Origin of the sequence: Microbacterium sp. Marseille-Q6648 (genome assembly GCF_943181415.1) — a bacterium.
Lineage (GTDB): Bacteria > Actinomycetota > Actinomycetes > Actinomycetales > Microbacteriaceae > Microbacterium.
In genome coordinates, this window is record NZ_CALPBZ010000002.1 from 12877 (window position 1) to 38485 (window position 25609).

Here is a 25609-nt window from a genome sequence, read left to right on the forward strand (position 1 = left end):
CGACGATCGCCCGCGACTCGGCTCATTCTAGAGGGCGGCGATCAGGCGCCGTCGCGGTCGCCGTCGCGACGGGCGCGGGTCTGCTCCGCACGCTGCGCGAGCAGGTCGTCCGCGGGATAGCCGACCTCGGTGAGGGTGAGGCCACGCGCGGCGAGCACCTTCACCTCGGGCACCCGCTCGGCCTCGTCGCGGATCTCTGCGACGTCGGCCACGGCCAGGCGTCCCTCGCCGACGGCGACGCACGCTCCCACGAGGGCCCGCACCATACTGTGGCAGAACGCATCGGCCTTGACGTTGGCGACGAGCACGCCGTCGGCCTCCCGCCGCCAGTCGAACTCCAGCAGCGTCCGGATCGTGGTGGCCTCGGGCCGGGGCTTGCAGTACGCGGCGAAGTCGTGCAGGCCGATGAGACTGCGGGCGGCAGCATCCATCGCCGCGACGTCCAGCGACGAGCGCACCGTCGTCGTGCGGTGCCGCTCGAGGGGGTCGTAGCCGCTCTCACGGTCGGCGATCCGGTACGCATACCGGCGCCACACCGCCGAGAACCGCGCGTCGAATCCGGCCGGGGCGAGCGCGGAGCGCACCACCGCCACGTCGGCATACTGGCCCAGCACGCCCGTGATGCGCGCCGCGAGCGCCGCGGCGGGCTGCGCGGCCCCGGGCGCCGGCGCGGGTGCGGGGCCCGGAGCCGGACGGATCACAACTCCTGCAGCCGGATCCGGTCCCGCCGCACCATCCCCGCGGAATTCCGCGGTTCTTGCGGCCACCGGCCCCGCCGTCGCGGCCGGGGTGCAGGAGTTATGATCCGCCGCACGCCGGCCCCGGACGTTCAGGAGCCGCTGCTGCTGGTCGGCGTCGAGGTCGAGGTGAGCGACCTGGTCGCTGGCGTGCACGCCGGCGTCGGTGCGGCCGGCGACCACCAGCCGCGGCTCGCCGCCGAGGATGCGGGCGATCGCGTCCTCGAGGGTGCCCTGCACGGTGCGAAGACCCGGCTGGCGAGCCCAGCCGCGGAAGTGCGTGCCGTCGTAGGCGATGTCGAGCCGGATGCGCACCCGCCCAGCCTAACCGCGCCCGCCCGGCCCAACCGTGCCCGCCCGCCTCCCCAGGACGAGCGGGCACGACCCCAGCTTCACCCCCGCCGTCTTCGCGACCGAGCCCCTGCCCTCAACGGACGATGGCGGTGAGCCCACGCAGGCGGTAGAGCATCTGCTCGCTCACCGACCCCAGCAGGAATCGTCGCACCGCGCCGCGCCCGTGGGATCCCATCACCGTCATCCGTGCCGTCACCGCATAGGCGCTCAGGACGTCGGCGGCGGCACCCTCGTCGACGTGGCGATCCACCTGCAGGTCGGGGTAGGTCTGCGCGAGACCGGCGAGCGAGATCGCCTGCGCCTCCTCGGCGAGCTGCCGCAGCGCATCGACGTAGCTCGCCGGCTGCAGCCCCGGCGAGCGCGGCACCTCCATGGGCTGCCACGCGGTGACCGCGATCAGCGGCTCGCCGATCCGGTCGGCCTCGGCGGCGGCGAACGCGATCGCCTTCTCGCTGAGCTCCGATCCGTCCACCCCGACCACGACGCCGGCGCGTTCGCCGTGCTCCGAGTCGGGGACGACGACGACCGGGCAGTGCGCGCCGGCGCTGATGCGGATGCCGTGCAGTCCGCGCGCCGGGCCCTTCCCGCCCGGGCGGTAGTCACTGCCGATCACCAGCAGTCCGGCATCCTTCGACGCCTCGACGAGCTTCGTGACCGGGTTGCCGTGATCCACGCGAGTGGTCACAGGCACGCCGTGATAGCGGATGCTGTCCGCCTCGGCCGCGAGATGCTCGGCGGCTGCCGCCTCGATCTCGGTCACCAGCGCCGCCTCGCCCACGACGCCGACGGCGCCGCCGATGATGCGGAAGAGTTCGAGGGGCGTGTGCGTCGCGGCGGCCCGTTCAGCCGCCCATTCGACGGCGCGGCGCCCCGCCTCGGTCGGAACCACGCCGACGACGATCTTCTTCTTCGACATCTCGGCACTCCCTTCGGGACTGTCTGGATAGGTGTGCTTCGACGCTATGCGCGGCGGCCGCGACCGACCAGGGCCGAAAGACCCAGTGGCCGGAAGTCCCGCTGCGCTCAGAGAACCCGTGCGCGAAAGACCGGTGCGCCGGTAGGCCCAGTGCGCCGGAAGAGCCCCACACCCCGGAAAACTCAGAGCGCGGAAGACCCGCTGCGCTCAGAAAGCCGGTGCGCTGAAAGACCCGGTGTCTGAAGAACCTCGTTCGCCGGAGGACCGTGCGCCGGCTGACCTAGTGCTCCGGCTCTCCCACCGGCGCGACCAGGTGCAGGTCGACCAGTTCGGCGACGAACGCCGCCACATCCTCGGCGACGCGGTGGTCGAACGCGCCGGAATGCTCCGTGGCGCGCGCGCTCAGCTGGGTGAGGGTCACCGGCTCGTCGAGCCAGTCCCACAGCACCGCCGCTGTGCCCTCGAGCAGGCGCGGCCGTCCCTCGACGTCGTCGAGAGCGAGGGCGTAGACCCGGTCGTCGCGGTCGACCCACGCGACGTCGTCGCGACGCCGGAGGTGCGGTTCGTCCGAGACCAGCAGCCCTGCATCCAGCAGGGCGCCGACGGCGACGAGCACGGCGGGAGCGGCATCCGGCCCGGGAGGAGTGCCATAGGCGGCCACGGCGGCCGCCGCCAGCTCGTCGAGGCTCGCACCGTCCGCCGCGCGCCAGACAGCCGGCGCGATCCCGGCCAGCACCCGCACCGTGCCGCGCCCTCGGGTGTCCACGCTCAGGACGGCGACGCGATCGGGGTCGTGCAGCTCGATGTGGTCCGCCCAGTCGGCCCGGCGAAACCGCGGCGGCGCGCCCGGTGTGTTCGCGACGGCCTGCGGCAGGGCCTCGGATGCCGGTTCCCACCCGCTCTGGGCGGGCGTCGTGCGCGCGGGCAGCACCGCGGAACCGGCGTCCATGAGCGCAGCGATCACCGGCACCAGCTCGTCCGCCTCGCGGTACACCACGCGCCGGACGCCGCCGGCGGCTGAGGCGACGTCCGCGATGAACTGCAACGGCGCGTCGGCGTGGGTGAGGAAGCTCGACTGCTCCACCAGGTCGCCGAGCGCGTCTCCGAGGTCGAGGACCTCCACCTCCGGCGCTCCGTCGTGGTCGGGCCGCCGGTCCAGCAGCACGATGGCGCACACGCGCAGCGTCGCGTCGGGTAGCGGCCGCAGACCGGCGGCCGAGGGCGGCACCTGCGCCTTGGGCAGCGCGGGATCCTCGATGACCGACAGCGGCTTGCGGTAGGCGCGCACGCGGCCGGATTCCTCGATGGCGACGGTCTCGTCCGAGACGTAGCCGAACTCCCGCCCCAGGACGCGCGAGGCGGTGGTCTTGCCCCGTCCCGACGGACCGACGAGCACCACCACCTCGCCGGTCTCATTCGCGAGGCCCGCTGCGTGCAGCATCCACGCCTGCCCGCGTGCCGCGTCGATGGCGGTGATCGTCACAAGCTGCGACAGCCCGGACAGCATGCTCTCGACGGGAGCGTCGGCGGGGGTGACGACGACATCCGGGATGCCGTCGGCTGCGGCATCCGCCCAGGCCCGACGGATCGCGGCGGCGCGGACCTCATCCAGACCGCTCAGGTCGATCCCGATGCGCGCACCGACCGCGTCGACGCAGAACACCTCGGGCACATCCGAAGTGTAGGGCCTGGCGCCGGTCACCCGGCACGCGGCGGCCGGATGCGGGCGCGCACTGGCCGCCGATCCCCCGCCGGCCACCGGCTTCGCCCGACTGTGCGTCACGAGGCGGCCGCATGCGAGCGCGCGGCGGCGGCCGGGTGCCGCCGGCCACCGGCCTCGCCCGATAGTGCGTCACGCGGCGGCGGCATGCGAGCACCGGCGGCGGCCACCTGCTGGTGCCGCCGTCCGCCGTCCGCCGGCCTCGCCCGAGGGTGCGTTCCGTACTCGCGGAAGGCGCCGGGTTCAGAACTCGCGGAAGGCGCGCGGTCAGAACTCGCGGACGAGGGCGCGGTCCCGCTCGGTCGCGATGAACCCGAGCCGCTCGTACAGCGTGTTCGCGCCGGTAGGGCTCTCGGTGTCGACATCGAGCACGGCTTTCGCCAGGCCCGCATCCGTCATAGCCCTCAGGGTCCGCGCGACCACCCGCGGCGCAAGTCCCTGCCCACGTCGGTCGCGGACGACGCCGATGAGGTCGATGTAGGAGTTCGTCGCGCCGAGCGTGACCCAGTCGTCCTCGTTGACGGACGCCAGGCAGAAGGCCACGATCCGACCGTCGGCGTCGAGGGCGAGCGTCGACAGGTCCGGCCGCAGGAACGGCCCGCCGACGAACTTCTGCCACCGGTCGGGACTGGACGGCAGGCTTCCCCAATGATCGCGGAAGGCGTCGTTGCGCGCCTCTCGGGCATCCTCGGCGCGATCGGCGCTGTAGGGCACGAGGGTGATGCCCGCGAGGTCCTCCAGTTCGGCGACGGCCACGGAGTTGTCCCGCACCATCGAGGTGAACCACCGCGCGGTGCGAAGTCCGAGAGCCTCCGCGAGAATCACGGCGCCGTCGTTCCCGTCGCTGGCGTAGACGTCGATCTCCCCCGGAAGCGTCGAACCCGATGCCGCCAGCTGCTGCAAGGCCCGGGAGTACTGCCACCTCATCAGCTCGGCGCCGATGCCGCGGCGGCGCCAGGTCGGGTAAACGGCTCCCTGGAGGTAGGACTTCACGCGGGTCGTCGTGTCGGGATGCCGCATCGCCGTCCCTGCCGCGACGACGGTGCCGTCGTGCGCGATCGCCAGGATCGTGTCGACCGTGTGGTCGACGTCGGGCAGGTCGAACGTGTCCTCGACCTCCTCGCGCGGCGTCACCCACGTCGGGTGGTCGACCTGATCGGCGGCGGCGAAGACCGCGTGCATGGCGTCGATGTCATCGCGCGTCGCGCCTCGCCACCGCGCGATGTCGGGATGCCGCGGCTCAGCCGGTCCGGACGCGTCGGCCCCGGCATCCGCGAGACGCTGGGCGAGGGGTGCGGGCGCGGTGTCAATCACCCCGCCACCCTACGCCCGCCGCCATCCGCCCCATCCTCGCGACGCCGGATCACAACTCCTGCACCTCGGCCGGTCACCCCGAGCGCGACCCGCGGAAACACGCCACTGCGCCGCGGCCGACCCCGCCGGGTGCAGGAGTTGTGATCCGCCCACGCCCCACTCCCCTCCTCCCCAACCCTCCCCGGCAGCACCGTTGTGCACAGCCGCCCGGGGACGACCGTCGCCGCCCGCGCCCGGTGCGAGCGTCGACGGATGCAGGAAGCGACGTTGCCGCGAGTCCTCACCCGGGCCGGGCTCATCGAGGCGGGCTACACCGCGAAGACGATCACCCGGGACGTCAAGCGCGGGGTGCTCGTGCGCCTGCGACGCGACCGTTACGCGATCACGCCGTCGGCGGATGCCGACACCGCGGTGCGCATCGGCGGGCGGGTCTCTTGTCTGACCGCGATCGCGGCGACGGGGGCGTTCACCATGGGCGACGAGCGCGTGCACGTGCAGGTCGAGCGACGCGGTTCCCGTCTTCGCAGCCCGAACACGAGCAAGGAGCGCTGGCTGCGCAGCCGCGCGTCGACGGCGAAGATCCGGCTCCACTGGAGCGACTGCGCAGAGACCGGAGGCTCACTCGAGTCCGTCCCGTTCGAGGACGCCCTCCGGCAGTTCATCCGGTGCCAGCCACCGCGGGAGGTGGTCGCGACTCTCGACAGCCTCCTGCGTTCGCGCACGGTGAAGCGACGGCAGCTACGCGAGGTGTTCGCCTCGCTTCCGCCGCGCTATCGCGTCCTGCTCACGCTCGTCGACCCGCGCGCCGAGTCGGGACCGGAATCGCTCCTCCGGCTCATGCTGCGACAGCTCGGCATTCCGTTCGAGATCCAGGTGAGCATTCCGGGCGTCGGACGCGTCGACTTCGTCATCGGCGGCGTGCTCATCATCGAGTGCGACAGCCGCGCACACCACGAGGGGTGGGAGTCGCAGCAGAAGGATCGCATCCGCGACGTCGAGGCGGCGCGCCTCGGCTACGCCACCATCCGCCTCTTGGCCGCGGACGTCATGTACCACCCCGACGACGTCCGCGACGTGCTCCGCGACGTCGCGCGGGCATGGGCGCCCAGGGCCGCCTGACCCGCCTCCTGCGTCGTCACAGAGCCGGAACCGCTCACGCCGGCTCCCGGCGTTGCTCCGGCTCGTCTCGCGCTCGGCTGGGGATCACAACTCCTGCGTCCGCCGGACGGCTCCTCGCAGACCGAGCCGCCCGGGGAGGCATCCGAGGATCACAACTCCTGCACCGCACGGCGGGAGGAGTGCGCGCACCCCCGGTTTTCCGCGGGCACGGGCGGACCGGAGGCCGCGACGTGCAGGAGTTGTGATCCGCCCCGGCGCGAATCGCGCACGCGCAGGAGTTGTCATCCACCCCCGCGCGGATCGCGCACGCGCAGGGGGTGTGGTCCGCCAGACACGGGCGCGAATGCCGCCACGGGCAGGGGCTGTGACCCCGCGCCCCGCCCGCATCACCCGCCCGGACGCAGCGAGACCCGCCGCCCCGAAGGGCGGCGGGTCTCGCGGGGAGGACCGCTGCGGGCTCAGAGAGCCCGCAGGGTCACTCGGACTTCTTGTCCTCGACGGCGTCCTCGGCAGCGGCCTCGGCGGCAGCGCCCTCTTCCGGCGACTCGGCGCCGGCTTCGGTTGCCGACTCGTCCGCGGCGGTCCCGTCCGCGTCAGCCGAAGCGGCCTCGTCGGCAGCAGCATCCTCAGCCGGAGCAGCATCCTCAGCCGGAGCAGCGGCAGCCGGAGCAGCCTTCTTCGACGACGACGACTTCGCCTTCGGGGTCACGGGCTCGAGGACGAGCTCGATGACGGCCATGGGCGCGTTGTCGCCCTTGCGGTTGCCGACCTTGGTGATGCGGGTGTAGCCGCCCTCACGGTCGGCGACCAGCGGCGCGATCTCGGCGAACAGGACGTGCACGACTTCCTTGTCACCGATGATCGACAGCACGCGACGACGCGCGTGCAGGTCGCCGCGCTTGGCGAACGTGATCAGGCGCTCGGCGAGCGGACGCAGGCGCTTGGCCTTGGTCTCGGTCGTCTTGATCGACTTGTGGGTGAACAGCGCGGCGGCCAGGTTCGCCAGCAGCAGACGCTCGTGTGCGGGACCGCCTCCGAGGCGGGGACCCTTCGTGGGCTTGGGCATTCTCGATTACTCCAGTGGGAAAAGTCGGTCGGGGAGGGAGCCGGACGGCTCAGACGTTCTCGTCGTCGTAGCCGCCGTAGAAGTGCGCGCCGTCGAACCCGGGGACCGAGTCCTTCAGCGACAGGCCGAGCGAGACGAGCTTGTCGCGCACCTCGTCGACCGACTTCTGACCGAAGTTGCGGATGTTCATCAGCTGCGTCTCCGACAGGGCGACCAGCTCGGAGACCGTGTTGATGCCCTCGCGCTTGAGGCAGTTGTAGGAGCGGACCGACAGGTCGAGGTCCTCGATCGGCATCGACAGCTCGTTCGACAGGACGGTCTCGACCGGCGCGGGGCCGATCTCGATGCCCTCGGCCTCGACGTTCAGCTCGCGGGCGAGACCGAACAGCTCGGTGAGGGTGCGACCGGCCGAAGCGACGGCGTCGCGCGGGGCGATCGAGGACTTCGTCTCGACGTCCAGGACGAGCTTGTCGAAGTCGGTGCGCTCACCGGCACGGGTCGCGTCCACGCGGTAGCTGACCTTCAGCACCGGCGAGTAGATCGAGTCGATCGGCACCTGGCCGGCCTCGGCGTACTCGTTGCGGTTCTGGGTCGCCGACACGTAGCCGCGGCCGCGCTCGATGGTGAGCTCGAGCTCGAACTTGGCGGTGTCGTTCAGGGTCGCGATGACCAGGTCGGGGTTGTGCACCTCGACGCCGGCCGGGGCGGAGATGTCCGCCGCGGTGACCTCGCCGGAGCCCGTCTTGCGCAGGTACGCGGTGATGGGCTCGTCACGCTCGCTCGAAACGACGAGCTGCTTGATGTTGAGGATGATCTCGGTGACATCCTCTTTGACACCCGGGATGGTGCTGAACTCGTGGAGGACGCCGTCGATGCGGATGGAGGTGACGGCTGCGCCGGGGATCGACGACAGGAGGCTGCGACGCAGCGCGTTGCCGATCGTGTAACCGAAGCCGGGCTCGAGCGGCTCGATGATGAAGCGGCTGCGGAACTCCCCGATCTTCTCCTCGGTCAGAGTGGGACGCTGTGCGATGAGCACTATGTGTTCCTTTCGATCACGTGCCCGCTATATGACACGTGCGGTGGGTGAGGTGTTGAGTTTTGATCCGGGATGCCGGTCCTCCGGCATCCGTGAACGTGCGGTGGCCGGGCGTCGGGGTGCGAGACCCCGACGCCCGGCACGGGAGATCAGACGCGGCGGCGCTTCGGCGGACGGCAGCCGTTGTGGGCCTGCGGCGTCACGTCCTGGATCGAGCCCACCTCGAGACCGGCGGCGGTCAGCGAGCGGATCGCGGTCTCGCGGCCCGAACCCGGACCCTTCACGAAGACGTCGACCTTCTTGACGCCGTGCTCCTGCGCCTGGCGGGCAGCGGACTCCGCGGCCATGCCTGCGGCGTACGGGGTCGACTTGCGCGAGCCCTTGAAGCCCACGCCACCCGACGAGGCCCAGCTGATGACAGCGCCCGAGGGGTCGGTGATCGAGACGATCGTGTTGTTGAACGTCGACTTGATGTGGGCCTGGCCCACGGCGATGTTCTTCTTCTCCTTGCGGCGCGGCTTGCGCGCGGCGGTCTTGGCCTGTGCCATGTTCGTTCTCTCCTAAACCAGGGGGCGCCGGACTAGCGCGCCTTCTTCTTGCCGGCGACGGTGCGCTTCGGGCCCTTGCGGGTGCGCGCGTTGGTCTTGGTGCGCTGGCCGCGGACGGGGAGGCCACGGCGGTGGCGGATGCCCTCGTACGAGCCGATCTCGACCTTGCGGCGGATGTCGGCGGCGACCTCGCGGCGAAGGTCACCCTCCACCTTGTAGGTGCCCTCGATGTGGTCACGGAGTGCGACGAGCTGCTCGTCGGTCAGGTCCTTGACGCGGATGTTCTCGTCGATCTCCGTCGCGGTGAGGATCTCGTTCGAGCGGGTACGGCCGATGCCGTAGATGTAGGTCAGGGCGATGACCACGCGCTTGTCGCGCGGGATGTCGACGCCGGCGAGACGTGCCATGCGGCTCTCCTAGGAGTGTCGTGGAGGTGTGGAGCAGGATCGGTGCCCGGGCCTCCGCCCCGAGGTGTCGGTCTCGTCGGGCCGTTGAGCCCGTCGAAACGTCTGATCCTGCCGTTTGTGTGTTCAGTTGTAGGTCTGTGCGGCTTCGTCTCGGTCGCCTGCGGCGGCCTTGCTCAGCCTTGACGTTCGCGTGTCGATGCGGCTGGCGCATCGACACGTCTCATGTCAACCCTGGCGCTGCTTGTGACGCGGGTTGGACTTGCAGATGACCATGACGCGACCGTGACGACGGATGACCTTGCAGTGGTCGCAGATGGGCTTGACGGAGGGGTTGACCTTCATGATTTCCTGTTTCGCTGTCTTCGCCGCCCGCGCGGAGCCGGGGGCGTTACTTCTCGACCGGTCTAGCGGTAGCGGTAGACGATGCGGCCGCGGGTCAGGTCGTAGGGCGAGAGCTCCACGACCACGCGGTCCTCGGGGATGATGCGGATGTAGTTCTGCCGCATCTTTCCCGAGATCGTGGCGAGTACCTTGTGACCGTTGGTCAGCTCAACGCGGAACATCGCGTTGGGCAGAGCCTCGGACACGACGCCCTCGATCTCGATGACACCGTCTTTCTTCGCCATACGCTCGCTAACACTTGTGCAGACCGGTCGGTCTGCGGTGGATGGGGTGGTGGTGCCCGGACACGCCGAGACAGGCGCAAAGCACCAAAGATCAATAGTACGTGATAGCGGATGCCGCGGCAACTCGGTCTCGACACCGCCCGCCGCGCGATCCCCTCCGCTGCGTGATTCGGCAAGCCCCCCCTGTTCCCCCCTGAAGTCGACTGCTAGCGTCTGCCGCAGGATGATGCGCGCATGGGGGATGAGCGCGCTCCGGGGCGTCCGCGGAGCGCACGTATGGGGAACGATCGCAGCAACGGCGATGCTGGCTGCTGCGCTTTTGGCGTGGGCGGTGATCACCCCGGGAATGCGCGGCCCCGACGAGCCGAATCACGTGGCCGTGGCCGTCGATCTGTTCGAGACGGGCGCATATCCGCCGCCCGGCACTGCGCCATTTCCGGCGAGCGTGCGAGCCTCTTACCCATGGTTCGGCTTCCCCGGCGCCGCGGAGGTCTTCAGCTCGGCGGGACCGGTCGGCGCCCTGCCCGACGATGCGCCCACACTCCGCGATCTGCGTGACGAGAACCCCACCGCTGACGCGGCCATGACGAACCAGATCACCCAACACCCACCCCTGTATTACCTCGCACTGGCGGGCGCGATCCACGCGTTCGGGCTCGCTGACGTGCCCGTGACCCAGGCGATTCTGGCGCTTCGACTGGTTACCGCCGCAATGCTCCTTCCGATCCCCGCGCTCATCGCCACGACGTGCCGGCGGCTGCGCTTGCCGCCCGCAGCGATTCTCGCAGCCTCGTTCATCCCGGCGGCGTGGATACAGTTCGCACACATCAATGTCCTCGTGGGCAACGGCGCCCTCCTGGCACTGACGTGCACGCTCGCGCTTGCGTTGATGGTTCGGGTGGTCACCGGTGACCTGACGGTGCGCACCGGCGTTGCCCTGGGGTTTGCGCTCGCCGCGGCGCTGTGGACGAAAGGCTACGCCCTGGCGCTCCTGCCGTTGGCGATCTTCGTCTACCTGTGGCGCTGGCGGGCCGACCGCGCTCGCATCTGGCCGCCCATGCTGGCAGGCGCGGCTGTCGCCGCGCTCGGTCTGGTCTGGTACGTCGGGGCGCTCCTGGTCCACGGGTCGCTGCAGCCGACCGCCGGACCCCCGAAAGTGATCGTGTTCGCGTGGGAGCCGCTCCTGACCTGGATCGGCGTGTTCGCCCGCGACCTGTCGGGATCGATGTGGATGAACCTCGGCTGGCTCGAGACGCCGATACGCCCTGCGGCCCTTCACATCGCGGCGAGCCTCATCGCCCTCGCCCTCGCCGCCTACGGCGCGTGGAGGCTTCGCGACCGTCCCGCGGTGATCGTCCTGCTGGTGGGTGCCATCCTGCTCACCGTCCTCATCTTCGCCGTCGGCAGCGCCCGCCACTGGCTGTGGAACGGCACCATCCGCGCCGCACAGGGCCGCTACCTGCACGGCGCAGTCCTCGCGGTCGCCGTGATGATCGCCGCGGGCCTCCCCCGGGCCCGCTGGATCGCCGTGGCAGCACCGTCTGCCGCCGCGCTGTCGGTGCTGGCGGGGGCCGTCTTCGGCGTGCGGCACTTCTGGGAAGACGCTTCGCTCTCGTACGTCGTCGCGGCGTGGCCGGCAGGCGGGATCGTGCTCGTGCTCGCAGTGATGCTCCTGATCGGCGGGATCATCGTGGGGACCGTCGCCGCGTCGCGCCTCCCGCCCTCGGGCAGCCGGTCTCGCACCGTCGATGACATCGCACGGGACGGCGCGGCGACCGCCCGGAGCGGCTGAGACGCCTACTCGAAGAGCGAGGCGAGCGCCGCCGGCTCGGGCAGGTCGGAGTTGGCGATCGCCTCGCCGTTGACCGCGATGGTCGGGGTGGCGATCCCGGCCTGGCCGGGCTGGACCGGGGTCTCCTCGGTCATCTCCGCGACGAAGTCCGCATAGGTGCCCTCGGTGACGCACGTGTCGATGCCGGTGACGCCGACCGATCCTGCCACTTCGATGATCTGCTCATCGGTGAGGCCCGTCGTCCCCTCAGCCGGCTGGTTGGCGAACATGGTCTGCATGAACGGCAGCGCGGCATCCGCGTCGGCCACGGCGACGCAGTACATCGCGTTGGCGGAGCGGGTCGAGTACTCGGAGCCCTGCGACGCGCGGTCGAGGATCGAGATCGGGTGGATGCCGAGCGTGGCCGTGCCGTCGTCGACGAGTCCCTGGATGGATTCGCCGTACGCCTGCTCGAACTGGTTGCACACCGGGCACATGAAGTCGATGTAGGTGTCGAGGCGGTTCTCGCCGTCGCCGATGAGGATCGCGCCGGTCTCGGCCTCGATGTTCGACGCCTGCGGGGCCTCGCCCGGCTCGTTCGCGGCGTTGTTGAGCGTGACCACCAGCACCGCGACGAGCGCGAGCGCGACGACGAGGCCGACGCTCACCCAGATCGCGAACCAGTTCACTTTGCGCGCCTGCGCTGCCATCACTTCTCCTCGGTGTCGAATGCGGGTGCGCTCACGCGATGGGCTGCGGCGTCACGCCGAAGCGCGCCAGTTCGGCCGCTCCCCCGTCGGGTGCGGTCAGCACCCATACGCCCCCATCGTGCACGGCGACGCTATGTTCCCAGTGTGAGCCGGACGACCCGTCGAGGGTCGACACGGTCCAATCGTCGTCCTCGGTGAAGGTCGCCTGGTCTCCTGCCACGACCATCGGCTCGATCGCGACGGCGAGCCCCGGTCGCACCTCGGCGCCGGGCTCAGGGGTGCGGTAGTTGAAGATCGACGGGGACTCGTGCATCTTGCGCCCGATGCCGTGGCCGACGTAATCGCGGAGGATCCCGTACCCGCCCTCGGGTGCGTTCGCCTCGATGTAGTCCTGGATGGCCGCGCCGACCTGGCCGAGGTGGGACGCCGAGGCCAATGCCGCGATACCCGCCCACAGAGATCCTCGCGTGACCTCGCTCAGGCGCTCCCGCTGCGCGACGAGCTCGGGCCGCGAAGGATCGGGCACCACGACGGTGAAGGCCGAGTCGCCGTTCCAGCCCTTGTACTCCGCTCCGCAGTCGATCGAGACGATGTCGCCGGGCTCCAGCATCCGATCGCCGGGGATGCCGTGGACGACCTGCTCGTTCACGGAGGCGCAGATGGTGTGCCGGTAGCCGCGCACCAGCTGGAAGTTCGACCGCGCCCCGCGCGAGACGATCGCCTCGGATGCCGCGGCGTCCAGCGCGGCCGTCGTCACGCCCGGGGCGACGAGCGCCCGGACCGCGTCGAGGGCGGCGGCGGTGATGAGACCGGGTTCCACCATCGCCCGCAGCTGCGCGGGGGTCTTGTAGATCGAGCGCCGGAGCACGGCTCAGGCCGCGGCGGAGCGCACGAATCCGCGCGCCTCGAGGGCGGCGACGATGCGCGCGGTGATCTCATCCAGCGATCCCACGCCGTCGACGGCGTCGACGATGCCGCGTTCGCGATACACCTCGAGGATCGGAGCGGTCTCCCGCTCGTAGATCGACAGGCGGTTCGCGATGATCTCTTCGGTGTCGTCGGTGCGGCCCTGCTCCTGCGCGCGCAGCGAGAGGCGGGTGATGCTCTCGTCCCGCGGGACGCTGAGCTCGATGACGGCGTCCAGCGCTTCGCCGCGGTCTTCGAGGAACGCGTCCAGGTCGCGGACCTGACCGAGGTTGCGCGGGTACCCGTCGAGGAGGAAGCCCCCGGCGGCGTCGCCCTGCGAAAGCCGCTCGCGCACGACGGCGCTGGTCAGCTCGTCGGGAACCAGGTCGCCCGCCTCGATGATGGCCTTCACCTGCTGGCCGAGGTCGGAGCCTGCGGCCACGGCCGCGCGGAAGACGTCGCCGGTCGAGATGGCGGGGATGCCGAACGCCTCGGCGATCCGGACGCCCTGCGTGCCCTTGCCGGAGCCCTGGGGCCCGACGATGAGAAGACGTGCCTGCGTGTGGTGGTGCGTCATCGGAGAAGTCCCTCGTAGTGGCGCTGCTGGAGCTGCGCGTCGATCTGCTTCACGGTCTCGAGACCCACACCGACGATGATGAGGATCGACGCGCCGCCGAACGGGAAGTTCTGATTCGCGCCGACCGTGGCCAGGGCGATGAGCGGCAGCAGGGCGATGAGGCCCAGGTAGATGGAGCCCGGCAGGGTGATGCGCGTGAGGACGTAGTCGAGGTACTCGGCGGTCGGACGACCCGCGCGGATGCCGGGGATGAAGCCGCCGTACTTCTTCATGTTGTCGGCGACGTCGACCGGGTTGAACGTGATCGCGACGTAGAAGTACGTGAAGCCGACGATCAGCAGGAAGTACAGCGCCATGTACAGCGGGTGGTCGCCGGTCACGAGGTACTGCTGGATCCACGCGACCCACGCCGGAACGGTCTCGCCGGCCTGCGGCTGGTTGAACTGCGCGATCAGCGCCGGGATGTACAGCAGCGACGAGGCGAAGATGACCGGCACCACACCGGCCATGTTGACCTTGATGGGGATGTACGTGTTCGTCCCGCCGTAGGTGCGGCGGCCGACCATCCGCTTGGCGTATTGCACCGGGATGCGGCGCTGCGACTGCTCGACGAAGACCACGAGCGCGATCACGAGCACACCCACCGCCAGGACGAGGAGGAACACCTCGAAGCCGCGGGACTGCCAGATGGCCCACAGCGAGCCGGGGAACGCCGCGGCGATCGAGACGAAGATCAGCAGCGACATGCCGTTGCCGACGCCGCGCTCGGTGACGAGCTCGGCGAACCACATGATGAGGCCGGTACCGGCGGTCATCGTGATGATCATGAGCAGCTGGGCCCACCACACGTCGTTGGTCAGCAGCTGCTCGCACTCGGGAACGCCGGTGATCCCGAAGAGCTGGCCGCTGCGGGCGACCGTGACGAGCGTCGTGGACTGAAGCAGCGCGAGCGCGATGGTGAGGTAACGCGTGTACTGGGTCAGCTTGGCCTGGCCCGCCTGCCCCTCTTTGTAGAGGGTCTCGAAGTGCGGGATGACCACGCGCAGCAGCTGGACGATGATCGTCGCGGTGATGTAGGGCATGACGCCCAGCGCGAAGATGGACAGCTGCAGCAGTGCACCGCCCGAGAAGAGGTTGACCAACGACAGCAGCCCCTCGGTGCCCGCGCTCGCACTGAGGCAGGACTGCACGTTGGGGAAGTCCACGAACGGCGCCGGGACGTGGGCGCCGAGTCGGTAGAGCGTGATGATGGCCAGGGTGAATGCGATCTTCCGACGAAGGTCGGGGGTACGGAAGACCCGCGCGATGGCGCTGAACAAGAGGATGCCTCCAGAGGGGATGCCGGGCGCACAGGGCGCACCGACGTCCAGGGTAACGCAGAGGGGGCCGGAGCAAGCTCCGACCCCCTCTGGTGCACTACTTGACGGAACCGCCGGCAGCGACGATCTTCTGCTCTGCGGAGCCAGAGACCTTGTCGACGGTCACGTTGAGCTTCACCGAGATGTCGCCGGTGCCGAGCACCTTGACCTTCTCGTTCTTGCGGACCGCGCCCTTGGCGACGAGGTCGCCCACCGTGACGTCCCCACCCTGCGGGTAGAGCTCGGCGAGCTTCTCCAGGTTCACGACCTGGTACTCGACGCGGAACGGGTTCTTGAAGCCGCGGAGCTTCGGGGTGCGCATGTGCAACGGCATCTGCCCACCCTCGAAGCCGACCTTGACCTGGTAGCGGGCCTTGGTGCCCTTGGTGCCACGGCCCGCGGTCTTGCCCTTCGAGCCCTCACCGCGACCCACACGGGTCTTGGCGGTGTGAGCACCCGGGACGGGGCGCAGGTGGTGGACCTTGAGCACGCCGGGGCGCGAAACCGCGACGTCCTTCTTGGGCTCCGCCTTCTTGGCGGCGGCCTTCTTGGCCGGCGCCTTCTCGGCGGCGGGCTTGGCGTCTGCCTCGGCGGCGGCCTTGGGGGCAGCCTTCTTGGCGGAAGCCTTCTTCTCGACGACCTCTTCGGTCGCCTTCTCGGCCTTCTCAGCCATCAGTCGATCTCCTCAACCTTCACGAGGTGCGCGACGGTCTTGACGTAACCGCGCGTCTGCGCGTCGTCCGGACGGACGACGGAGTCGCCGATCCGCTTCAGACCGAGCGAACGCAGCGTGTCACGCTGGTTCTGCTTCTCGCTCACCTTGGACTTGACCTGGGTCACCTTCAGACGGGCGGCCATCATGCACCAACCTTCGCGGCAGCGGCAGCCTCGGCCTCTGCGCGCACGAGGCGCGCCGGGGCCACCTGATCGAACTCGAGGCCGCGACGAGCGGCGACGGCACGGGGCTCCTCGAGCTGCTTCAGCGCTGCGACGGTCGCGTGCACGATGTTGATCGTGTTCGACGAGCCGAGCGACTTCGACAGGACGTCGTGGATTCCGGCGCACTCGAGCACGGCGCGGACCGGGCCACCGGCGATGACACCGGTACCGGCAGCAGCCGGACGCAGCAGCACGACGCCGGCAGCGGCCTCGCCCTGCACCGGGTGCGGGATGGTCGACGCCGAGCGGGGCACGCGGAAGAAGTTCCGCTTGGCCTCTTCGACACCCTTGGAGATGGCGAGGGGGACCTCACGGGCTTTGCCGTAGCCGACGCCCACGACGCCGTTGCCGTCGCCGACGACGACGAGCGCGGTGAAGCTGAAGCGACGACCGCCCTTGACGACCTTCGACACGCGGTTGATGGTGACGACGCGCTCGAGGAACTGGCTCTCGTTGCGGTCGCGCCCACCGCGGTCGCGGTTGGGGTTGCGCTCGCGCCCGCCGCGGCGCGGCTCTCGCTCGGCCGGCGCCGTGGCCGCCTCGGCCGGAGCCTCGGCAGCAGCCTGCTCGGTCACGTTGCTCTCCTTGTTGTCACTCACAGGTTCAGACCTCCTTCACGGGCGCCGTCGGCGATCGCCGCGACCCGGCCCGCGTAGCGGTTGCCACCGCGGTCGAAAACGACATCCTCGATGCCGGCGGCCTTCGCGCGCTCGGCGACGAGCTCGCCGACCTTGCGCGCCTTGGCGGTCTTGTCACCGTCGAACGAACGCAGGTCCGCCTCGAGGGTGGAGGCCGAGGCCACGGTGTGACCCTTCGCGTCGTCGACCACCTGGACGAAGACGTGACGGGCCGAGCGGGTCACGACGAGGCGCGGACGCAGCTCGGTGCCGACGACCTTCTTGCGAAGGCGGGCGTGACGGCGCGTACGCGCCTGAGTCTTGGTCTTGACAGCCATGGTTACTTACCACTCTTTCCGGCCTTGCGCCGAACGACCTCGCCGGCGTACCGCACACCCTTGCCCTTGTACGGCTCGGGCTTGCGGATCTTGCGGATGTTGGCGGCCGCCTCGCCGACGGCCTGCTTGTCGATGCCGCTCACGGTGAGCTTGTTGTTGCCCTCGACCGTGAAGGTGATGCCCGCGGGGGGCTCGACCAGGACGGGGTGCGAGAAGCCGAGGGCGAACTCGACCGAGCTGCCCTTCTGCGCGACGCGGTATCCCGTGCCGACGACCTCGAGGCCCTTGGTGTAGCCCTGGGTGACACCGATGATGTTGTTGTTGATGAGCGTGCGCGTCAGGCCGTGGAGCGAGCGCGACTCGCGCTCGTCGTCGGCACGGGACACGACGACCTGGCCCTCTTCGACCTCGACCGCGATGGGCTTGGCAACGGTGAGCTGGAGCTCGCCCTTCGGGCCCTTGACGGCGACGTTCTGGCCGGCCACCTCGACGGTCACGCCGGAGGGGATGTCGATGGGAAGACGTCCGATGCGGGACATGTCAGATCACCACACGTAGGCGAGGACTTCCCCACCCACGCCCTTCTGCTCGGCCTGACGGTCGGTGAGAAGACCGGAGGAGGTGGACAGGATCGCGACGCCGAGGCCGCCGAGGACCGTGGGGATCTCGGTCGACTTCGCGTAGACACGCAGACCGGGCTTCGACACGCGCTTGATGCCGGCGATCGACCGCTCGCGGTTCGGGCCGTACTTCAGCGTGAGGGTCAGGGTCTGACCGACGCGGGCGTCCGCGACGGTCCAGTCCGAGATGTAGCCCTCCTGCTTGAGGATGTCGGCGATGTTGGTCTTGAGCTTGGAGCTCGGCAGCGACACGGAGTCGTGGTGCGCCGAGTTCGCGTTGCGCAGACGGGTCAGCATGTCTGCGACCGGGTCTGTCATTGTCATGAGTGATTCCTTCGTTCACCAGGTTTCGTACGCCGTTACACGACGGCCGACCTGTGGTGTGTTTCGATTCGGCCGCGTCGCGGCCTTCTCGGCAACCGGGTTGCCGAGCGGGGATTACGCCTGAGCGTCCTCGTTGCGGAACGGGAAGCCGAGGTGGCGCAGCAGGGCGCGACCTTCAGCGTCCGTCGACGCCGACGTCACGATGGTGATGTCGAAGCCGCGGACGCGGTCGATCCGGTCCTGGTCGATCTCGTGGAAGACCGACTGCTCCTGCAGACCGAACGTGTAGTTGCCGTGTCCGTCGAACTGCGCGCCCGAGAGGCCGCGGAAGTCGCGGATACGGGGCAGGGCGAGGTTCACCAGACGGTCCACGAACTCCCACGCGCGGTCGCCGCGCAGGGTGACGTGGGCGCCGATGGCCTGGCCCTCGCGCAGCTTGAACTGGGCGATCGACTTGCGGGCCTTGGTGACGACCGGCTTCTGCCCGGTGATCTTGGTGAGGTCGTCGACCGCACCATCGATCACCTTGCTGTCGCGAGCAGCCTCACCGACACCGGTGTTGACGACGACCTTGACGAGACCGGGAATCTGCATGACGTTCGCGTAGCCGAACTCCTCCTGCAGCTTCTGCTGGATCTCAGCGCGGTACTTCTGCTTCAGGCGCGGCTGGATCTTGCCAGCCGGCGCGGCAGTGGTGGTGCTCATATCAGAGGTCCTTGCCTGACTTCTTCGCGAAACGCACGCGGACGGTGCGCTTCACGCCGTCCTTCGTCTGCTCCTCGACGCGGTGGCCGACGCGGGTCGGCTTCTTGGTCGAGGGGTCGACGAGTGCGACGTTGGAGATGTGGATCGGCGCCTCGAAGGTCTCGATGCCGCCGGTCTTGGTGCCGCGCTGGGTCTGGCCCACGCGGTTGTGCTTGGTGACGTAGTTCACGCCCTGGACGATGACGCGGTTCTGCTCGGTGAGGACCTCGAGGACCTTGCCCTGCTTGCCGCGGTCGCCGCCGCGCTCGGGCTTGGCGCCCGAGATGACCTGAACCAGGTCGCCCTTCTTGATCTTCGCCATGATCAGATGACCTCCGGTGCGAGCGAGACGATCTTCATGAACTTCTTGTCGCGAAGCTCACGACCGACCGGCCCGAAGATGCGGGTGCCGCGAGGCTCCCCGTCGCCCTTCAGGATCACGGCGGCGTTCTCGTCGAACTTGATGTACGAGCCGTCGGGACGACGGGTCGACTTGACGGTGCGGACGATGACGGCCTTGACCACATCGCCCTTCTTGACGTTGCCGCCCGGGATCGCGTCCTTGACCGTGGCGACGATGACGTCACCCAGGCCCGCGTAACGCCGGCTGGAGCCGCCGAGCACACGGATGGTGAGCAGCTCCTTCGCACCGGTGTTGTCGGCGACCTTGAGGCGGGATTCGTTCTGAATCACTTGTTACTCCTTGGGTTCCAAGCAAGCCGAGGCTTACTTGGCCTTCTCGAGGATCTCGACCAGGCGCCAGCGCTTGGTGGCGCTCAGCGGGCGGGTCTCGTTGATGAGGACGAGGTCGCCGATGCCGGCCGAGTTGCCCTCGTCGTGCGCCTTGACCTTCGACGTGCGACGGATGACCTTGCCGTAGAGGGGGTGCTTCACGCGGTCCTCGACCTCGACGACGATCGTCTTGTCCATCTTGTCGCTGACGACGTATCCACGCCGAGCCTTGCGGTAACCGCGGGCGTCGACGTCGCGGACGTCGTGCTCGGCCGACTCGTGGCCGGCGACCTGCTCCTTGACGGGAGCGTCAGCCTTCTTCGCAGTAGCCATCACTCAGTCTCTTCCTTCACGGCCTCGTCGGCGGCATCCGCCTTCTTGGCCTTCGTCTTCTTGGCCTTCGTCGCCGTCTCGACGGGCGCGGGCGTGGCACGGATGCCGAGCTCGCGCTCCCGGATGACGGTGTAGAGCCGCGCGATGTCGCGCTTGACGGCGCGGATGCGGCCGTGGCTCTCGAGCTGGCCGGTGGCCGACTGGAAGCGCAGGTTGAACAGCTCTTCCTTGGCCTTGCGCAGCTCCTCGACGAGGCGCTGGTCTTCGAACGTGTCGAGCTCGCTGGGTGCGAGCGTCTTGGTGCCGATCGCCATTACGCGTCGCCCTCCTCGCGCTTGATGATGCGTGCCTTCAGCGGCAGCTTGTGGATGGCACGGGTCAGGGCCTCACGAGCGAGTTCCTCGTTGACGCCCGCGACCTCGAAGAGGACGCGACCCGGCTTGACGTTGGCGACCCACCACTCGGGCGAGCCCTTACCGGAACCCATGCGGGTCTCGGCCGGCTTCTTGGTGAGCGGTCGGTCGGGGTAGATGTTGATCCACACCTTTCCACCGCGCTTGATGTGACGCGTCATCGCGATACGAGCGGACTCGATCTGACGGTTCGTCACGTACGCGGGGGTGATGGCCTGGATGCCGAACTCGCCGAACGACACCTTGGTGCCACCGGTGGCCTGGCCCGAGCGACCCGGGTGGTGCTGCTTGCGGTACTTGACCTTGCGGGGGATAAGCATCAGGCCGACGCTCCTTCTGCCACGGGGGCCTCGTTGCGGGGGCCACGACGACGGTCGCCACCGCGGTCGTCACGACCGCGGGACTTCGGCGCGTTGGCCTGCTCGCGGGCGAGCTCCTTGTTGGTGAGATCGCCCTTGTAGATCCAGACCTTCACGCCGATGCGGCCGAAGGTGGTCTTGGCCTCGTAGAAGCCGTAGTCGATGTTCGCGCGCAGCGTGTGCAGCGGCACACGACCCTCGCGGTAGAACTCCGACCGGCTCATCTCGGCGCCGCCGAGGCGGCCCGACACCTGGACGCGGACGCCCTTGGCGCCGGCGCGCTGGGCGCCCTGCAGGCCCTTGCGCATCGCGCGGCGGAAGGCCACACGTGCGGAGAGCTGCTCGGCGATGCCCTGCGCGACGAGCTGAGCGTCGGCCTCGGGGTTCTTGACCTCGAGGATGTTCAGCTGGATCTGCTTGCCGGTGAGCTTCTCGAGGTCGGCGCGGATGCGCTCGGCCTCGGCGCCGCGGCGACCGATCACGATGCCCGGGCGGGCGGTGTGGATGTCGACGCGGACGCGGTCACGCGTGCGCTCGATCTCGATGTTGCTGACACCGGCGCGGTCGAGCGACGTGGTCAGCAGACGACGGATCTTGATGTCCTCGGCCACGTAGTCGGCGTATCGCTGTCCGGGCTTGGTCGAGTCCGAGAACCAGCGCGACACGTGGTCCGTGGTGATGCCGAGGCGGAAGCCGTACGGGTTGACTTTCTGTCCCATTACTTGCTCGCCTTCTTGGTCTTGGCAGCCGGCGCCGTCTCGGCGACCTCGGGGGTCGACAGCACGACGGTGATGTGGCTGGTGCGCTTCTTGATCTGGAAAGCACGACCCTGCGCGCGGGGCTGGAAACGCTTGAGCGTCGTGCCCTCGTCGACGTACGCGTTCTTCACGTACAGGTCCTGCTCGGCCAGGTACTCGCCGTCCTGATCGGCCTTCACGCGAGCGTTCGCGATCGCCGAGGCGACGAGCTTGTAGATCGGCTCGCTCGCGCCCTGCGGTGCGAACTTGAGGATGGCCAGGGCCTCCTCGGCCTGCTTGCCCTTGATGAGCGCGACGACACGACGAGCCTTCTGAGGGGTCACGCGGATGTGTCGCACGCGTGCGATGGACTCCACCATTTCTCTCTCCTCTTGCGTCCCCGCGTCAGCGGCGACGGCCCTTCTTGTCGTCCTTCACGTGGCCGCGGAAGGTGCGGGTGGGCGCGAACTCGCCCAGCTTGTGGCCGACCATGGTCTCGGTCACGAACACGGGGATGTGCTTGCGACCGTCATGCACGGCGATCGTGTGGCCCAGCATGGCCGGCACGATCATCGAGCGACGCGACCAGGTCTTGATGACGTTCTTGGATCCCGCTTCGTTCTGGACGACGACCTTGCGAAGCAGGTGTTCGTCGACGAAGGGGCCCTTCTTGAGACTGCGTGGCATCTTCCTCTGCTCCTACTTGCGCTTCTTGCCGGCGGTGCGACGGCGGACGATGTACTTGTCGCTTTCCTTGTTCGCGTGGCGGGTGCGGCCTTCGGCCTGGCCCCACGGCGAAACGGGGTGACGACCACCGGAGGTCTTGCCCTCACCACCACCGTGCGGGTGGTCGACGGGGTTCATCGCGACACCACGGACGGTCGGGCGGACGCCCTTCCAGCGCTTGCGGCCGGCCTTGCCCCAGTTGATGTTCGACTGCTCGGCGTTGCCGACCTCGCCGATGGTCGCGCGGCAGCGCGCATCGACGTTGCGGATCTCGCCCGAGGGCAGACGCAGCTGGGCGTAGGGGCCGTCCTTCGCCACGAGGCGAACCGACACACCCGCCGAGCGAGCCAGCTTCGCGCCGCCGCCGGGGCGGAGCTCGATCGCGTGGATCACGGTACCGGTGGGGATGTTGCGCAGCGGCAGGTTGTTGCCCGGCTTGATGTCGGCGCCGGCACCCGACTCCACGACGTCACCCTGCGACAGCTTGTTCGGGGCGAGGATGTAGCGCTTCTCGCCGTCGACGTAGTGCAGCAGCGCGATGCGCGCGGTGCGGTTGGGGTCGTACTCGATGTGGGCGACCTTGGCGTCGATGCCGTCCTTGTCGTTGCGACGGAAGTCGATGACGCGGTACTGACGCTTGTGTCCACCACCGATGTGACGGGTGGTGATGCGACCCTGGTTGTTGCGACCGCCGGTCTTGGACAGCGGGCGCAGGAGCGACTTCTCAGGCGTCGATCGGGTGATCTCGGCGAAGTCGGCCACCGACGAGCCGCGGCGACCCGGGGTCGTGGGCTTGTACTTGCGAATAGCCATATCTCTAGTCCTCTATCCCGACCGTCAGCCGACTGCCGTGAAGATGTCGATGGTGCCCGACTTCAGGGTCACGATGGCGCGCTTGGTGTCCTTGCGCTTGCCCGTGCCGAAGCGGGTGCGGCGGGCCTTGCCGACCCGGTTGATCGTGTTGACCGCTGCGACCTTGACGCCGAAGATCTTCTCGATGGCGAGCTTGATCTCGGTCTTGGAGGCGCGGGGATCCACGAGGAACGTGTACTTGCCCTCGTCGATGAGCCCGTAGCTCTTCTCCGAAACGACCGGCTTCAGGATGATGTCGCGCGGGTCCTTGTTCACGGCGGTCATGCCGAGACCTCCTCGGTGGCCGACTTGGACGACACGAACGCGTCGTAAGCGGCCTTGGTGAAGACGATGTCGTCGGAGACGAGCACGTCGTAGGCGTTCAGCTGGTCGAAGGTCAGCACGTGCACGTACGCGAGGTTGCGCAGGCTCAGGATGCTGAGCTCGTCGTCGCGGTCGATGACGACCAGGACGTTCTTGGTCGCGCCGAGCGTGGCCAGGACGGCAGCAGCCGCCTTGGTCGCCGGGGCGCCGTCGATGCCGAACGACTCCACCACGTGGAGACGCTCGCCACGAGCGCGGTCGCTCAGCGAGCCCAGAAGGGCCGCGGCGATCATCTTCTTGGGGGTCCGCTGCGCGTAGTCGCGCGGCTTCGGACCGTGGACGATGCCACCGCCGGTCATGTGCGGCGCACGGATCGAGCCCTGACGGGCGTTACCCGTGCCCTTCTGCTTGAAGGGCTTGCGGCCGGCGCCCGAGACCTCACCGCGACGCTTGGTCGAGTGGGTGCCCTGGCGAGCCGCCGCGCGCTGCGCGACGACGACCTGGTGGATCAGCGGGATGTTCGTCTTGACGTCGAAGAGCGCGGCGGGCAGCTCGACAGAGCCGGCCTTCTTGCCGTCGGCCTTCAGGACGTCGAGCGCGAGAGTCGAGTCAGCCATCGGATCAGGCACCCTTCACTGCGTTGCGGACGTAGACGATGCGGCCGCGCGCGCCGGGGACGGCGCCCTTGACGAGCAGCAGACCCTTCTCGGCGTCGACGGCGTGCACCGTGAGGTTGAGGACGGTCACGCGCTCGCCACCCATACGGCCGGCCATGCGCATGCCCTTGAAGACGCGGCTCGGGGTCGACGACGCGCCGATCGAGCCGGGCTTGCGGTGGTTGCGGTGCGCACCGTGCGAGGCGGAAACACCCTTGAAGTTGTGGCGCTTCATGACACCCGCGGTGCCCTTGCCCTTGCTGGTGCCGACGACGTCGACCCGCTGGCCGGCCTCGAACGTGCCGTCCACCGTGAGCTCCTGACCGAGTGAGTAGTCAGCAGCGTCCGCGGTGCGGATCTCGGTGAGGTGGCGACGCGGGGTCACACCGGCGGCCTCGAAGTGAGCCGACTGCGGCTTGTTGACCTTGCGGGGGTCGATCTGGCCGTAGGCGATCTGCACGGCCTTGTAGCCGTCCTTCTCGGGCGTGCGAACCTGGGTGACCACGTTCGGAGCGACCTCGATGACGGTGACGGGGACGAGCTTTCCGCTTTCGTCCCAGACCTGGGTCATGCCGAGCTTGGTGCCCAGCAGGCCCTTGGAAATCTTGGAGTTGATGTCAGCCATGTCGAACCTCAGAGCTTGATCTCGATGTTGACGTCGGCCGGCAGGTCAAGGCGCATCAGCGAGTCGACGGCCTTGGGCGTCGGATCGATGATGTCGATCAGACGCTTGTGGGTGCGCATCTCGAAGTGCTCGCGGCTGTCCTTGTACTTGTGGGGCGACCGGATGACGCACACGACGTTCTTCTCGGTCGGAAGGGGCACGGGGCCCACGACGGTCGCGCCTGCACGGGTCACGGTGTCGACGATCTTCCGCGCCGACGAATCGAGGCCGGCGTGGTCGTACGACTTCAGGCGAATGCGGATCTTCTGTCCCGCCATTGTCTGCTCACTCTCTTTCTCGCGTCTTACCTCCCGGGTTCCCCGGGGGCATCGGACGCACGATGACGCTGTTGCGCCATGGCACTTCCACCAGCCGAAGCTGGTGCTGCTGCACCGCTGTTCTGCTGTCAAACCGGAGGGCTCCCCCGGCTCCGGCCGCCCGCTCCGCACGCGCACGTGCGGACCTGTCTCCAGGTGGGTTGTCGGATGTTTCGTTCTGCTGCCCGCGGCCTAGGACCCTGCGCGTATCGCGCCGCCTATGCACTGCCCTGGCAGTGATCCTGAGCACGCCGAAAGGCGCGTCGGAATGTGGAACTGGTCTAGTCTACGTGCCGGTCGGGCGTGTCGCAAACCCGGGCGTGTCGCGCGCGGAGGTATACGGCGGGTTCACAGCAGAACGGCCCCGGTCTTCGCGTCCGGAGCCGTTCTGCGGGCCGTGTCTACTCGTTTCCGATGGCCTTGTCGATGTTGTCGCGCACGCCGTCCACGTGTGTGTCGACGGAGTCCGGCGCGATCTTCTTCACGAACTCCGCAGCGGCGTCGAGCGCCTTGTCGCTGACATCCTCGGCCTGATCCGACTTCAGCGTCTGCTCGATCTGATCCTTGTTCTTCTCGAGGAAGTCCTTGCCCTGATTGACGAGGTCGTCGATCCCCATGTGATCCCCTTCCGATCCGCGGGTGCGTGCGCACCGCGCTTCATTCTGGCGTGGCGGGCGGTTCGCACGGAAGAGCAGAGCGGATGCCGGCGCGCGCCGTCGCGGCATCCGGTCCACCCCTGGGAATAC

The 25609-nt window shown here is 69.0% G+C and carries 37 protein-coding genes; 2 read left to right on the top strand and 35 right to left on the bottom strand.

Annotated features, from left to right (window positions below; genetic code table 11):
• Positions 1-41: 41 nt before the first annotated feature.
• From NFR93_RS07735 to NFR93_RS07750, 4 genes are all read right to left on the bottom strand, one after another.
• Entirely contained in the window at positions 42-1052 is a 1011-nt protein-coding gene (locus NFR93_RS07735) for a tRNA pseudouridine synthase A (RefSeq protein WP_251451624.1), read from the bottom strand.
• A gap of 112 nt (positions 1053-1164) precedes the next feature.
• Positions 1165-2007, bottom strand: coding sequence for a universal stress protein (locus tag NFR93_RS07740; protein ID WP_251451626.1), 843 nt, complete (start codon positions 2005-2007; stop codon positions 1165-1167).
• 280 nt (positions 2008-2287) lie between these two features.
• Positions 2288-3679: a PqqD family peptide modification chaperone gene (locus NFR93_RS07745; RefSeq protein ID WP_251451628.1), complete on the bottom strand. Its 1392-nt coding sequence runs from the start codon at positions 3677-3679 to the stop codon at positions 2288-2290.
• A 315-nt stretch (positions 3680-3994) separates the two neighbouring features.
• Positions 3995-5041: a GNAT family N-acetyltransferase gene (locus NFR93_RS07750; protein ID WP_251451630.1), complete on the bottom strand. Its 1047-nt coding sequence runs from the start codon at positions 5039-5041 to the stop codon at positions 3995-3997.
• Between the two features lie 252 nt (positions 5042-5293).
• Between NFR93_RS07750 and NFR93_RS07755 the strand changes: the two genes are divergently transcribed.
• Positions 5294-6160 carry a DUF559 domain-containing protein gene (locus NFR93_RS07755; RefSeq protein WP_251451632.1) on the top strand — a complete coding sequence of 289 codons (867 nt, stop codon included), beginning with the start codon at positions 5294-5296 and terminating at the stop codon, positions 6158-6160.
• A 475-nt stretch (positions 6161-6635) separates the two neighbouring features.
• Here the strand turns inward: NFR93_RS07755 and rplQ are convergent, their stop codons facing one another.
• The 6 genes from rplQ to infA form a co-directional block, all read right to left on the bottom strand.
• Positions 6636-7226 (bottom strand): 50S ribosomal protein L17, encoded by a 591-nt coding sequence (gene rplQ, locus NFR93_RS07760; RefSeq protein WP_251451634.1) that lies wholly within the window; start codon positions 7224-7226, stop codon positions 6636-6638.
• A 49-nt stretch (positions 7227-7275) separates the two neighbouring features.
• Positions 7276-8265, bottom strand: a complete 990-nt coding sequence (locus NFR93_RS07765; protein ID WP_251451636.1) for a DNA-directed RNA polymerase subunit alpha — start codon at positions 8263-8265, stop codon at positions 7276-7278.
• 149 nt (positions 8266-8414) lie between these two features.
• Positions 8415-8813, bottom strand: a complete 399-nt coding sequence (gene rpsK / locus NFR93_RS07770) for a 30S ribosomal protein S11 (RefSeq protein ID WP_251451638.1) — start codon at positions 8811-8813, stop codon at positions 8415-8417.
• Positions 8814-8845: 32 nt separating this feature from the next.
• On the bottom strand, positions 8846-9220 hold the full coding sequence (gene rpsM / locus NFR93_RS07775) for a 30S ribosomal protein S13 (RefSeq protein WP_251451640.1): 375 nt from the start codon (positions 9218-9220) through the stop codon (positions 8846-8848).
• A gap of 225 nt (positions 9221-9445) precedes the next feature.
• A complete protein-coding gene (rpmJ, locus tag NFR93_RS07780) occupies positions 9446-9562 on the bottom strand; it encodes a 50S ribosomal protein L36 (RefSeq protein ID WP_005050492.1) in 117 nt (38 codons plus the stop codon).
• Between the two features lie 62 nt (positions 9563-9624).
• Positions 9625-9846 carry a translation initiation factor IF-1 gene (gene infA, locus NFR93_RS07785; protein WP_005050493.1) on the bottom strand — a complete coding sequence of 74 codons (222 nt, stop codon included), beginning with the start codon at positions 9844-9846 and terminating at the stop codon, positions 9625-9627.
• A gap of 223 nt (positions 9847-10069) precedes the next feature.
• Here infA and NFR93_RS07790 point away from each other — a divergent pair, with 223 nt between their 5' ends.
• On the top strand, positions 10070-11638 hold the full coding sequence (locus NFR93_RS07790; RefSeq protein WP_251451642.1) for a DUF2142 domain-containing protein: 1569 nt from the start codon (positions 10070-10072) through the stop codon (positions 11636-11638).
• A gap of 5 nt (positions 11639-11643) precedes the next feature.
• Here the strand turns inward: NFR93_RS07790 and NFR93_RS07795 are convergent, their stop codons facing one another.
• The 25 genes from NFR93_RS07795 to NFR93_RS07915 all read right to left on the bottom strand — a co-directional run bounded on the left by NFR93_RS07795 (position 11644) and on the right by NFR93_RS07915 (position 25480).
• Positions 11644-12327 (bottom strand): DsbA family protein, encoded by a 684-nt coding sequence (locus NFR93_RS07795; protein WP_251451644.1) that lies wholly within the window; start codon positions 12325-12327, stop codon positions 11644-11646.
• 31 nt (positions 12328-12358) lie between these two features.
• Positions 12359-13195 (bottom strand): type I methionyl aminopeptidase, encoded by an 837-nt coding sequence (gene map, locus NFR93_RS07800; RefSeq protein ID WP_285814556.1) that lies wholly within the window; start codon positions 13193-13195, stop codon positions 12359-12361.
• Positions 13196-13198: 3 nt separating this feature from the next.
• Complete coding sequence (locus NFR93_RS07805) at positions 13199-13810, bottom strand: adenylate kinase (RefSeq protein ID WP_251451646.1); 612 nt, start codon at positions 13808-13810, stop codon at positions 13199-13201.
• Positions 13807-15129 (bottom strand): preprotein translocase subunit SecY, encoded by a 1323-nt coding sequence (gene secY / locus NFR93_RS07810; protein ID WP_251451648.1) that lies wholly within the window; start codon positions 15127-15129, stop codon positions 13807-13809. Before secY ends, NFR93_RS07805 begins: the two co-directional genes overlap by 4 nt.
• A gap of 97 nt (positions 15130-15226) precedes the next feature.
• On the bottom strand, positions 15227-15841 hold the full coding sequence (rplO, locus tag NFR93_RS07815; RefSeq protein ID WP_251451649.1) for a 50S ribosomal protein L15: 615 nt from the start codon (positions 15839-15841) through the stop codon (positions 15227-15229).
• The gene (gene rpmD / locus NFR93_RS07820) at positions 15841-16026 is read right to left on the bottom strand and encodes a 50S ribosomal protein L30 (RefSeq protein WP_023954062.1); all 186 of its coding nucleotides are present in this window, start codon (positions 16024-16026) and stop codon (positions 15841-15843) included. The genes rplO and rpmD overlap by 1 nt, the downstream gene beginning before the upstream one ends.
• Entirely contained in the window at positions 16026-16706 is a 681-nt protein-coding gene (rpsE, locus tag NFR93_RS07825) for a 30S ribosomal protein S5 (protein ID WP_285814557.1), read from the bottom strand. Before rpsE ends, rpmD begins: the two co-directional genes overlap by 1 nt.
• Positions 16703-17062: a 50S ribosomal protein L18 gene (gene rplR, locus NFR93_RS07830; RefSeq protein WP_251451651.1), complete on the bottom strand. Its 360-nt coding sequence runs from the start codon at positions 17060-17062 to the stop codon at positions 16703-16705. The genes rpsE and rplR overlap by 4 nt, the downstream gene beginning before the upstream one ends.
• A gap of 2 nt (positions 17063-17064) precedes the next feature.
• Complete coding sequence (gene rplF / locus NFR93_RS07835) at positions 17065-17601, bottom strand: 50S ribosomal protein L6 (protein ID WP_251451653.1); 537 nt, start codon at positions 17599-17601, stop codon at positions 17065-17067.
• Between the two features lie 6 nt (positions 17602-17607).
• Entirely contained in the window at positions 17608-18006 is a 399-nt protein-coding gene (gene rpsH / locus NFR93_RS07840; protein WP_251451655.1) for a 30S ribosomal protein S8, read from the bottom strand.
• Positions 18007-18120: 114 nt separating this feature from the next.
• On the bottom strand, positions 18121-18711 hold the full coding sequence (gene rplE, locus NFR93_RS07845; protein WP_251451657.1) for a 50S ribosomal protein L5: 591 nt from the start codon (positions 18709-18711) through the stop codon (positions 18121-18123).
• Position 18712: 1 nt separating this feature from the next.
• Positions 18713-19072 carry a 50S ribosomal protein L24 gene (gene rplX, locus NFR93_RS07850; protein ID WP_251451658.1) on the bottom strand — a complete coding sequence of 120 codons (360 nt, stop codon included), beginning with the start codon at positions 19070-19072 and terminating at the stop codon, positions 18713-18715.
• Positions 19073-19074: 2 nt separating this feature from the next.
• Positions 19075-19443, bottom strand: a complete 369-nt coding sequence (gene rplN, locus NFR93_RS07855; protein ID WP_251451660.1) for a 50S ribosomal protein L14 — start codon at positions 19441-19443, stop codon at positions 19075-19077.
• A 33-nt stretch (positions 19444-19476) separates the two neighbouring features.
• On the bottom strand, positions 19477-19815 hold the full coding sequence (rpsQ, locus tag NFR93_RS07860; RefSeq protein WP_251451662.1) for a 30S ribosomal protein S17: 339 nt from the start codon (positions 19813-19815) through the stop codon (positions 19477-19479).
• The gene (gene rpmC / locus NFR93_RS07865) at positions 19815-20129 is read right to left on the bottom strand and encodes a 50S ribosomal protein L29 (protein ID WP_285814558.1); all 315 of its coding nucleotides are present in this window, start codon (positions 20127-20129) and stop codon (positions 19815-19817) included. Before rpmC ends, rpsQ begins: the two co-directional genes overlap by 1 nt.
• The gene (gene rplP, locus NFR93_RS07870; RefSeq protein WP_194582657.1) at positions 20129-20548 is read right to left on the bottom strand and encodes a 50S ribosomal protein L16; all 420 of its coding nucleotides are present in this window, start codon (positions 20546-20548) and stop codon (positions 20129-20131) included. Before rplP ends, rpmC begins: the two co-directional genes overlap by 1 nt.
• Complete coding sequence (gene rpsC / locus NFR93_RS07875; RefSeq protein WP_251451664.1) at positions 20548-21306, bottom strand: 30S ribosomal protein S3; 759 nt, start codon at positions 21304-21306, stop codon at positions 20548-20550. Before rpsC ends, rplP begins: the two co-directional genes overlap by 1 nt.
• The gene (gene rplV, locus NFR93_RS07880) at positions 21306-21704 is read right to left on the bottom strand and encodes a 50S ribosomal protein L22 (protein WP_251451672.1); all 399 of its coding nucleotides are present in this window, start codon (positions 21702-21704) and stop codon (positions 21306-21308) included. Before rplV ends, rpsC begins: the two co-directional genes overlap by 1 nt.
• Before the next feature lie 25 nt (positions 21705-21729).
• Positions 21730-22011: a 30S ribosomal protein S19 gene (rpsS, locus tag NFR93_RS07885; RefSeq protein ID WP_019181724.1), complete on the bottom strand. Its 282-nt coding sequence runs from the start codon at positions 22009-22011 to the stop codon at positions 21730-21732.
• Positions 22012-22023: 12 nt separating this feature from the next.
• Positions 22024-22863 carry a 50S ribosomal protein L2 gene (gene rplB / locus NFR93_RS07890; protein ID WP_251451674.1) on the bottom strand — a complete coding sequence of 280 codons (840 nt, stop codon included), beginning with the start codon at positions 22861-22863 and terminating at the stop codon, positions 22024-22026.
• A 24-nt stretch (positions 22864-22887) separates the two neighbouring features.
• On the bottom strand, positions 22888-23187 hold the full coding sequence (rplW, locus tag NFR93_RS07895; protein ID WP_204978414.1) for a 50S ribosomal protein L23: 300 nt from the start codon (positions 23185-23187) through the stop codon (positions 22888-22890).
• Positions 23184-23843, bottom strand: a complete 660-nt coding sequence (gene rplD, locus NFR93_RS07900; protein WP_251451676.1) for a 50S ribosomal protein L4 — start codon at positions 23841-23843, stop codon at positions 23184-23186. The genes rplW and rplD overlap by 4 nt, the downstream gene beginning before the upstream one ends.
• Positions 23844-23847: 4 nt before the next feature.
• Positions 23848-24507: a 50S ribosomal protein L3 gene (gene rplC / locus NFR93_RS07905; protein WP_251451679.1), complete on the bottom strand. Its 660-nt coding sequence runs from the start codon at positions 24505-24507 to the stop codon at positions 23848-23850.
• A gap of 8 nt (positions 24508-24515) precedes the next feature.
• Complete coding sequence (gene rpsJ, locus NFR93_RS07910; RefSeq protein WP_013584016.1) at positions 24516-24824, bottom strand: 30S ribosomal protein S10; 309 nt, start codon at positions 24822-24824, stop codon at positions 24516-24518.
• A gap of 440 nt (positions 24825-25264) precedes the next feature.
• Positions 25265-25480 carry an Rv0909 family putative TA system antitoxin gene (locus tag NFR93_RS07915; RefSeq protein WP_251451681.1) on the bottom strand — a complete coding sequence of 72 codons (216 nt, stop codon included), beginning with the start codon at positions 25478-25480 and terminating at the stop codon, positions 25265-25267.
• Positions 25481-25609: the final 129 nt, after the last annotated feature.

Excerpts from the sequence above, each read along its gene's own strand:
- rpsS (WP_019181724.1), bottom strand. The coding sequence starts at position 22,011 with ATGCCACGCAGTCTCAAGAAGGGCCCCTTCGTCGACGAACACCTGCTT.
- rpmC (WP_285814558.1), bottom strand. The coding sequence starts at position 20,129 with ATGGCGATCGGCACCAAGACGCTCGCACCCAGCGAGCTCGACACGTTC.
- rpsC (WP_251451664.1), bottom strand. The coding sequence starts at position 21,306 with ATGGGACAGAAAGTCAACCCGTACGGCTTCCGCCTCGGCATCACCACG.
- rpsH (WP_251451655.1), bottom strand. The coding sequence starts at position 18,006 with ATGACAATGACAGACCCGGTCGCAGACATGCTGACCCGTCTGCGCAAC.
- rpmJ (WP_005050492.1), bottom strand. The coding sequence starts at position 9,562 with ATGAAGGTCAACCCCTCCGTCAAGCCCATCTGCGACCACTGCAAGGTC.
- rplX (WP_251451658.1), bottom strand. The coding sequence starts at position 19,072 with ATGGCGAAGATCAAGAAGGGCGACCTGGTTCAGGTCATCTCGGGCGCC.
- rplQ (WP_251451634.1), bottom strand. The coding sequence starts at position 7,226 with ATGCCCAAGCCCACGAAGGGTCCCCGCCTCGGAGGCGGTCCCGCACAC.
- rplP (WP_194582657.1), bottom strand. The coding sequence starts at position 20,548 with ATGCTTATCCCCCGCAAGGTCAAGTACCGCAAGCAGCACCACCCGGGT.
- rplB (WP_251451674.1), bottom strand. The coding sequence starts at position 22,863 with ATGGCTATTCGCAAGTACAAGCCCACGACCCCGGGTCGCCGCGGCTCG.
- rplR (WP_251451651.1), bottom strand. The coding sequence starts at position 17,062 with ATGGCTGTCAAGACCAAGACTCAGGCGCGTACGCGCCGTCACGCCCGC.
- rplO (WP_251451649.1), bottom strand. The coding sequence starts at position 15,841 with ATGGCTGAGAAGGCCGAGAAGGCGACCGAAGAGGTCGTCGAGAAGAAG.
- infA (WP_005050493.1), bottom strand. The coding sequence starts at position 9,846 with ATGGCGAAGAAAGACGGTGTCATCGAGATCGAGGGCGTCGTGTCCGAG.
- rpsK (WP_251451638.1), bottom strand. The coding sequence starts at position 8,813 with ATGGCACAGGCCAAGACCGCCGCGCGCAAGCCGCGCCGCAAGGAGAAG.
- NFR93_RS07755 (WP_251451632.1), top strand. The coding sequence starts at position 5,294 with ATGCAGGAAGCGACGTTGCCGCGAGTCCTCACCCGGGCCGGGCTCATC.
- rplW (WP_204978414.1), bottom strand. The coding sequence starts at position 23,187 with ATGACCGCCGTGAACAAGGACCCGCGCGACATCATCCTGAAGCCGGTC.
- rpsJ (WP_013584016.1), bottom strand. The coding sequence starts at position 24,824 with ATGGCGGGACAGAAGATCCGCATTCGCCTGAAGTCGTACGACCACGCC.
- rpsQ (WP_251451662.1), bottom strand. The coding sequence starts at position 19,815 with ATGGCTACTGCGAAGAAGGCTGACGCTCCCGTCAAGGAGCAGGTCGCC.
- NFR93_RS07740 (WP_251451626.1), bottom strand. The coding sequence starts at position 2,007 with ATGTCGAAGAAGAAGATCGTCGTCGGCGTGGTTCCGACCGAGGCGGGG.
- NFR93_RS07795 (WP_251451644.1), bottom strand. The coding sequence starts at position 12,327 with ATGGCAGCGCAGGCGCGCAAAGTGAACTGGTTCGCGATCTGGGTGAGC.
- NFR93_RS07805 (WP_251451646.1), bottom strand. The coding sequence starts at position 13,810 with ATGACGCACCACCACACGCAGGCACGTCTTCTCATCGTCGGGCCCCAG.
- rplF (WP_251451653.1), bottom strand. The coding sequence starts at position 17,601 with ATGTCCCGCATCGGACGTCTTCCCATCGACATCCCCTCCGGCGTGACC.
- rplE (WP_251451657.1), bottom strand. The coding sequence starts at position 18,711 with ATGAGCACCACCACTGCCGCGCCGGCTGGCAAGATCCAGCCGCGCCTG.
- rpsM (WP_251451640.1), bottom strand. The coding sequence starts at position 9,220 with ATGGCACGTCTCGCCGGCGTCGACATCCCGCGCGACAAGCGCGTGGTC.
- NFR93_RS07790 (WP_251451642.1), top strand. The coding sequence starts at position 10,070 with ATGATGCGCGCATGGGGGATGAGCGCGCTCCGGGGCGTCCGCGGAGCG.
- rpmD (WP_023954062.1), bottom strand. The coding sequence starts at position 16,026 with ATGGCCGCCCGTCTGAAGGTGACCCAGGTCAAGTCCAAGGTGAGCGAG.
- rplV (WP_251451672.1), bottom strand. The coding sequence starts at position 21,704 with ATGGTGGAGTCCATCGCACGCGTGCGACACATCCGCGTGACCCCTCAG.
- rplC (WP_251451679.1), bottom strand. The coding sequence starts at position 24,507 with ATGGCTGACATCAACTCCAAGATTTCCAAGGGCCTGCTGGGCACCAAG.
- rplD (WP_251451676.1), bottom strand. The coding sequence starts at position 23,843 with ATGGCTGACTCGACTCTCGCGCTCGACGTCCTGAAGGCCGACGGCAAG.
- NFR93_RS07915 (WP_251451681.1), bottom strand. The coding sequence starts at position 25,480 with ATGGGGATCGACGACCTCGTCAATCAGGGCAAGGACTTCCTCGAGAAG.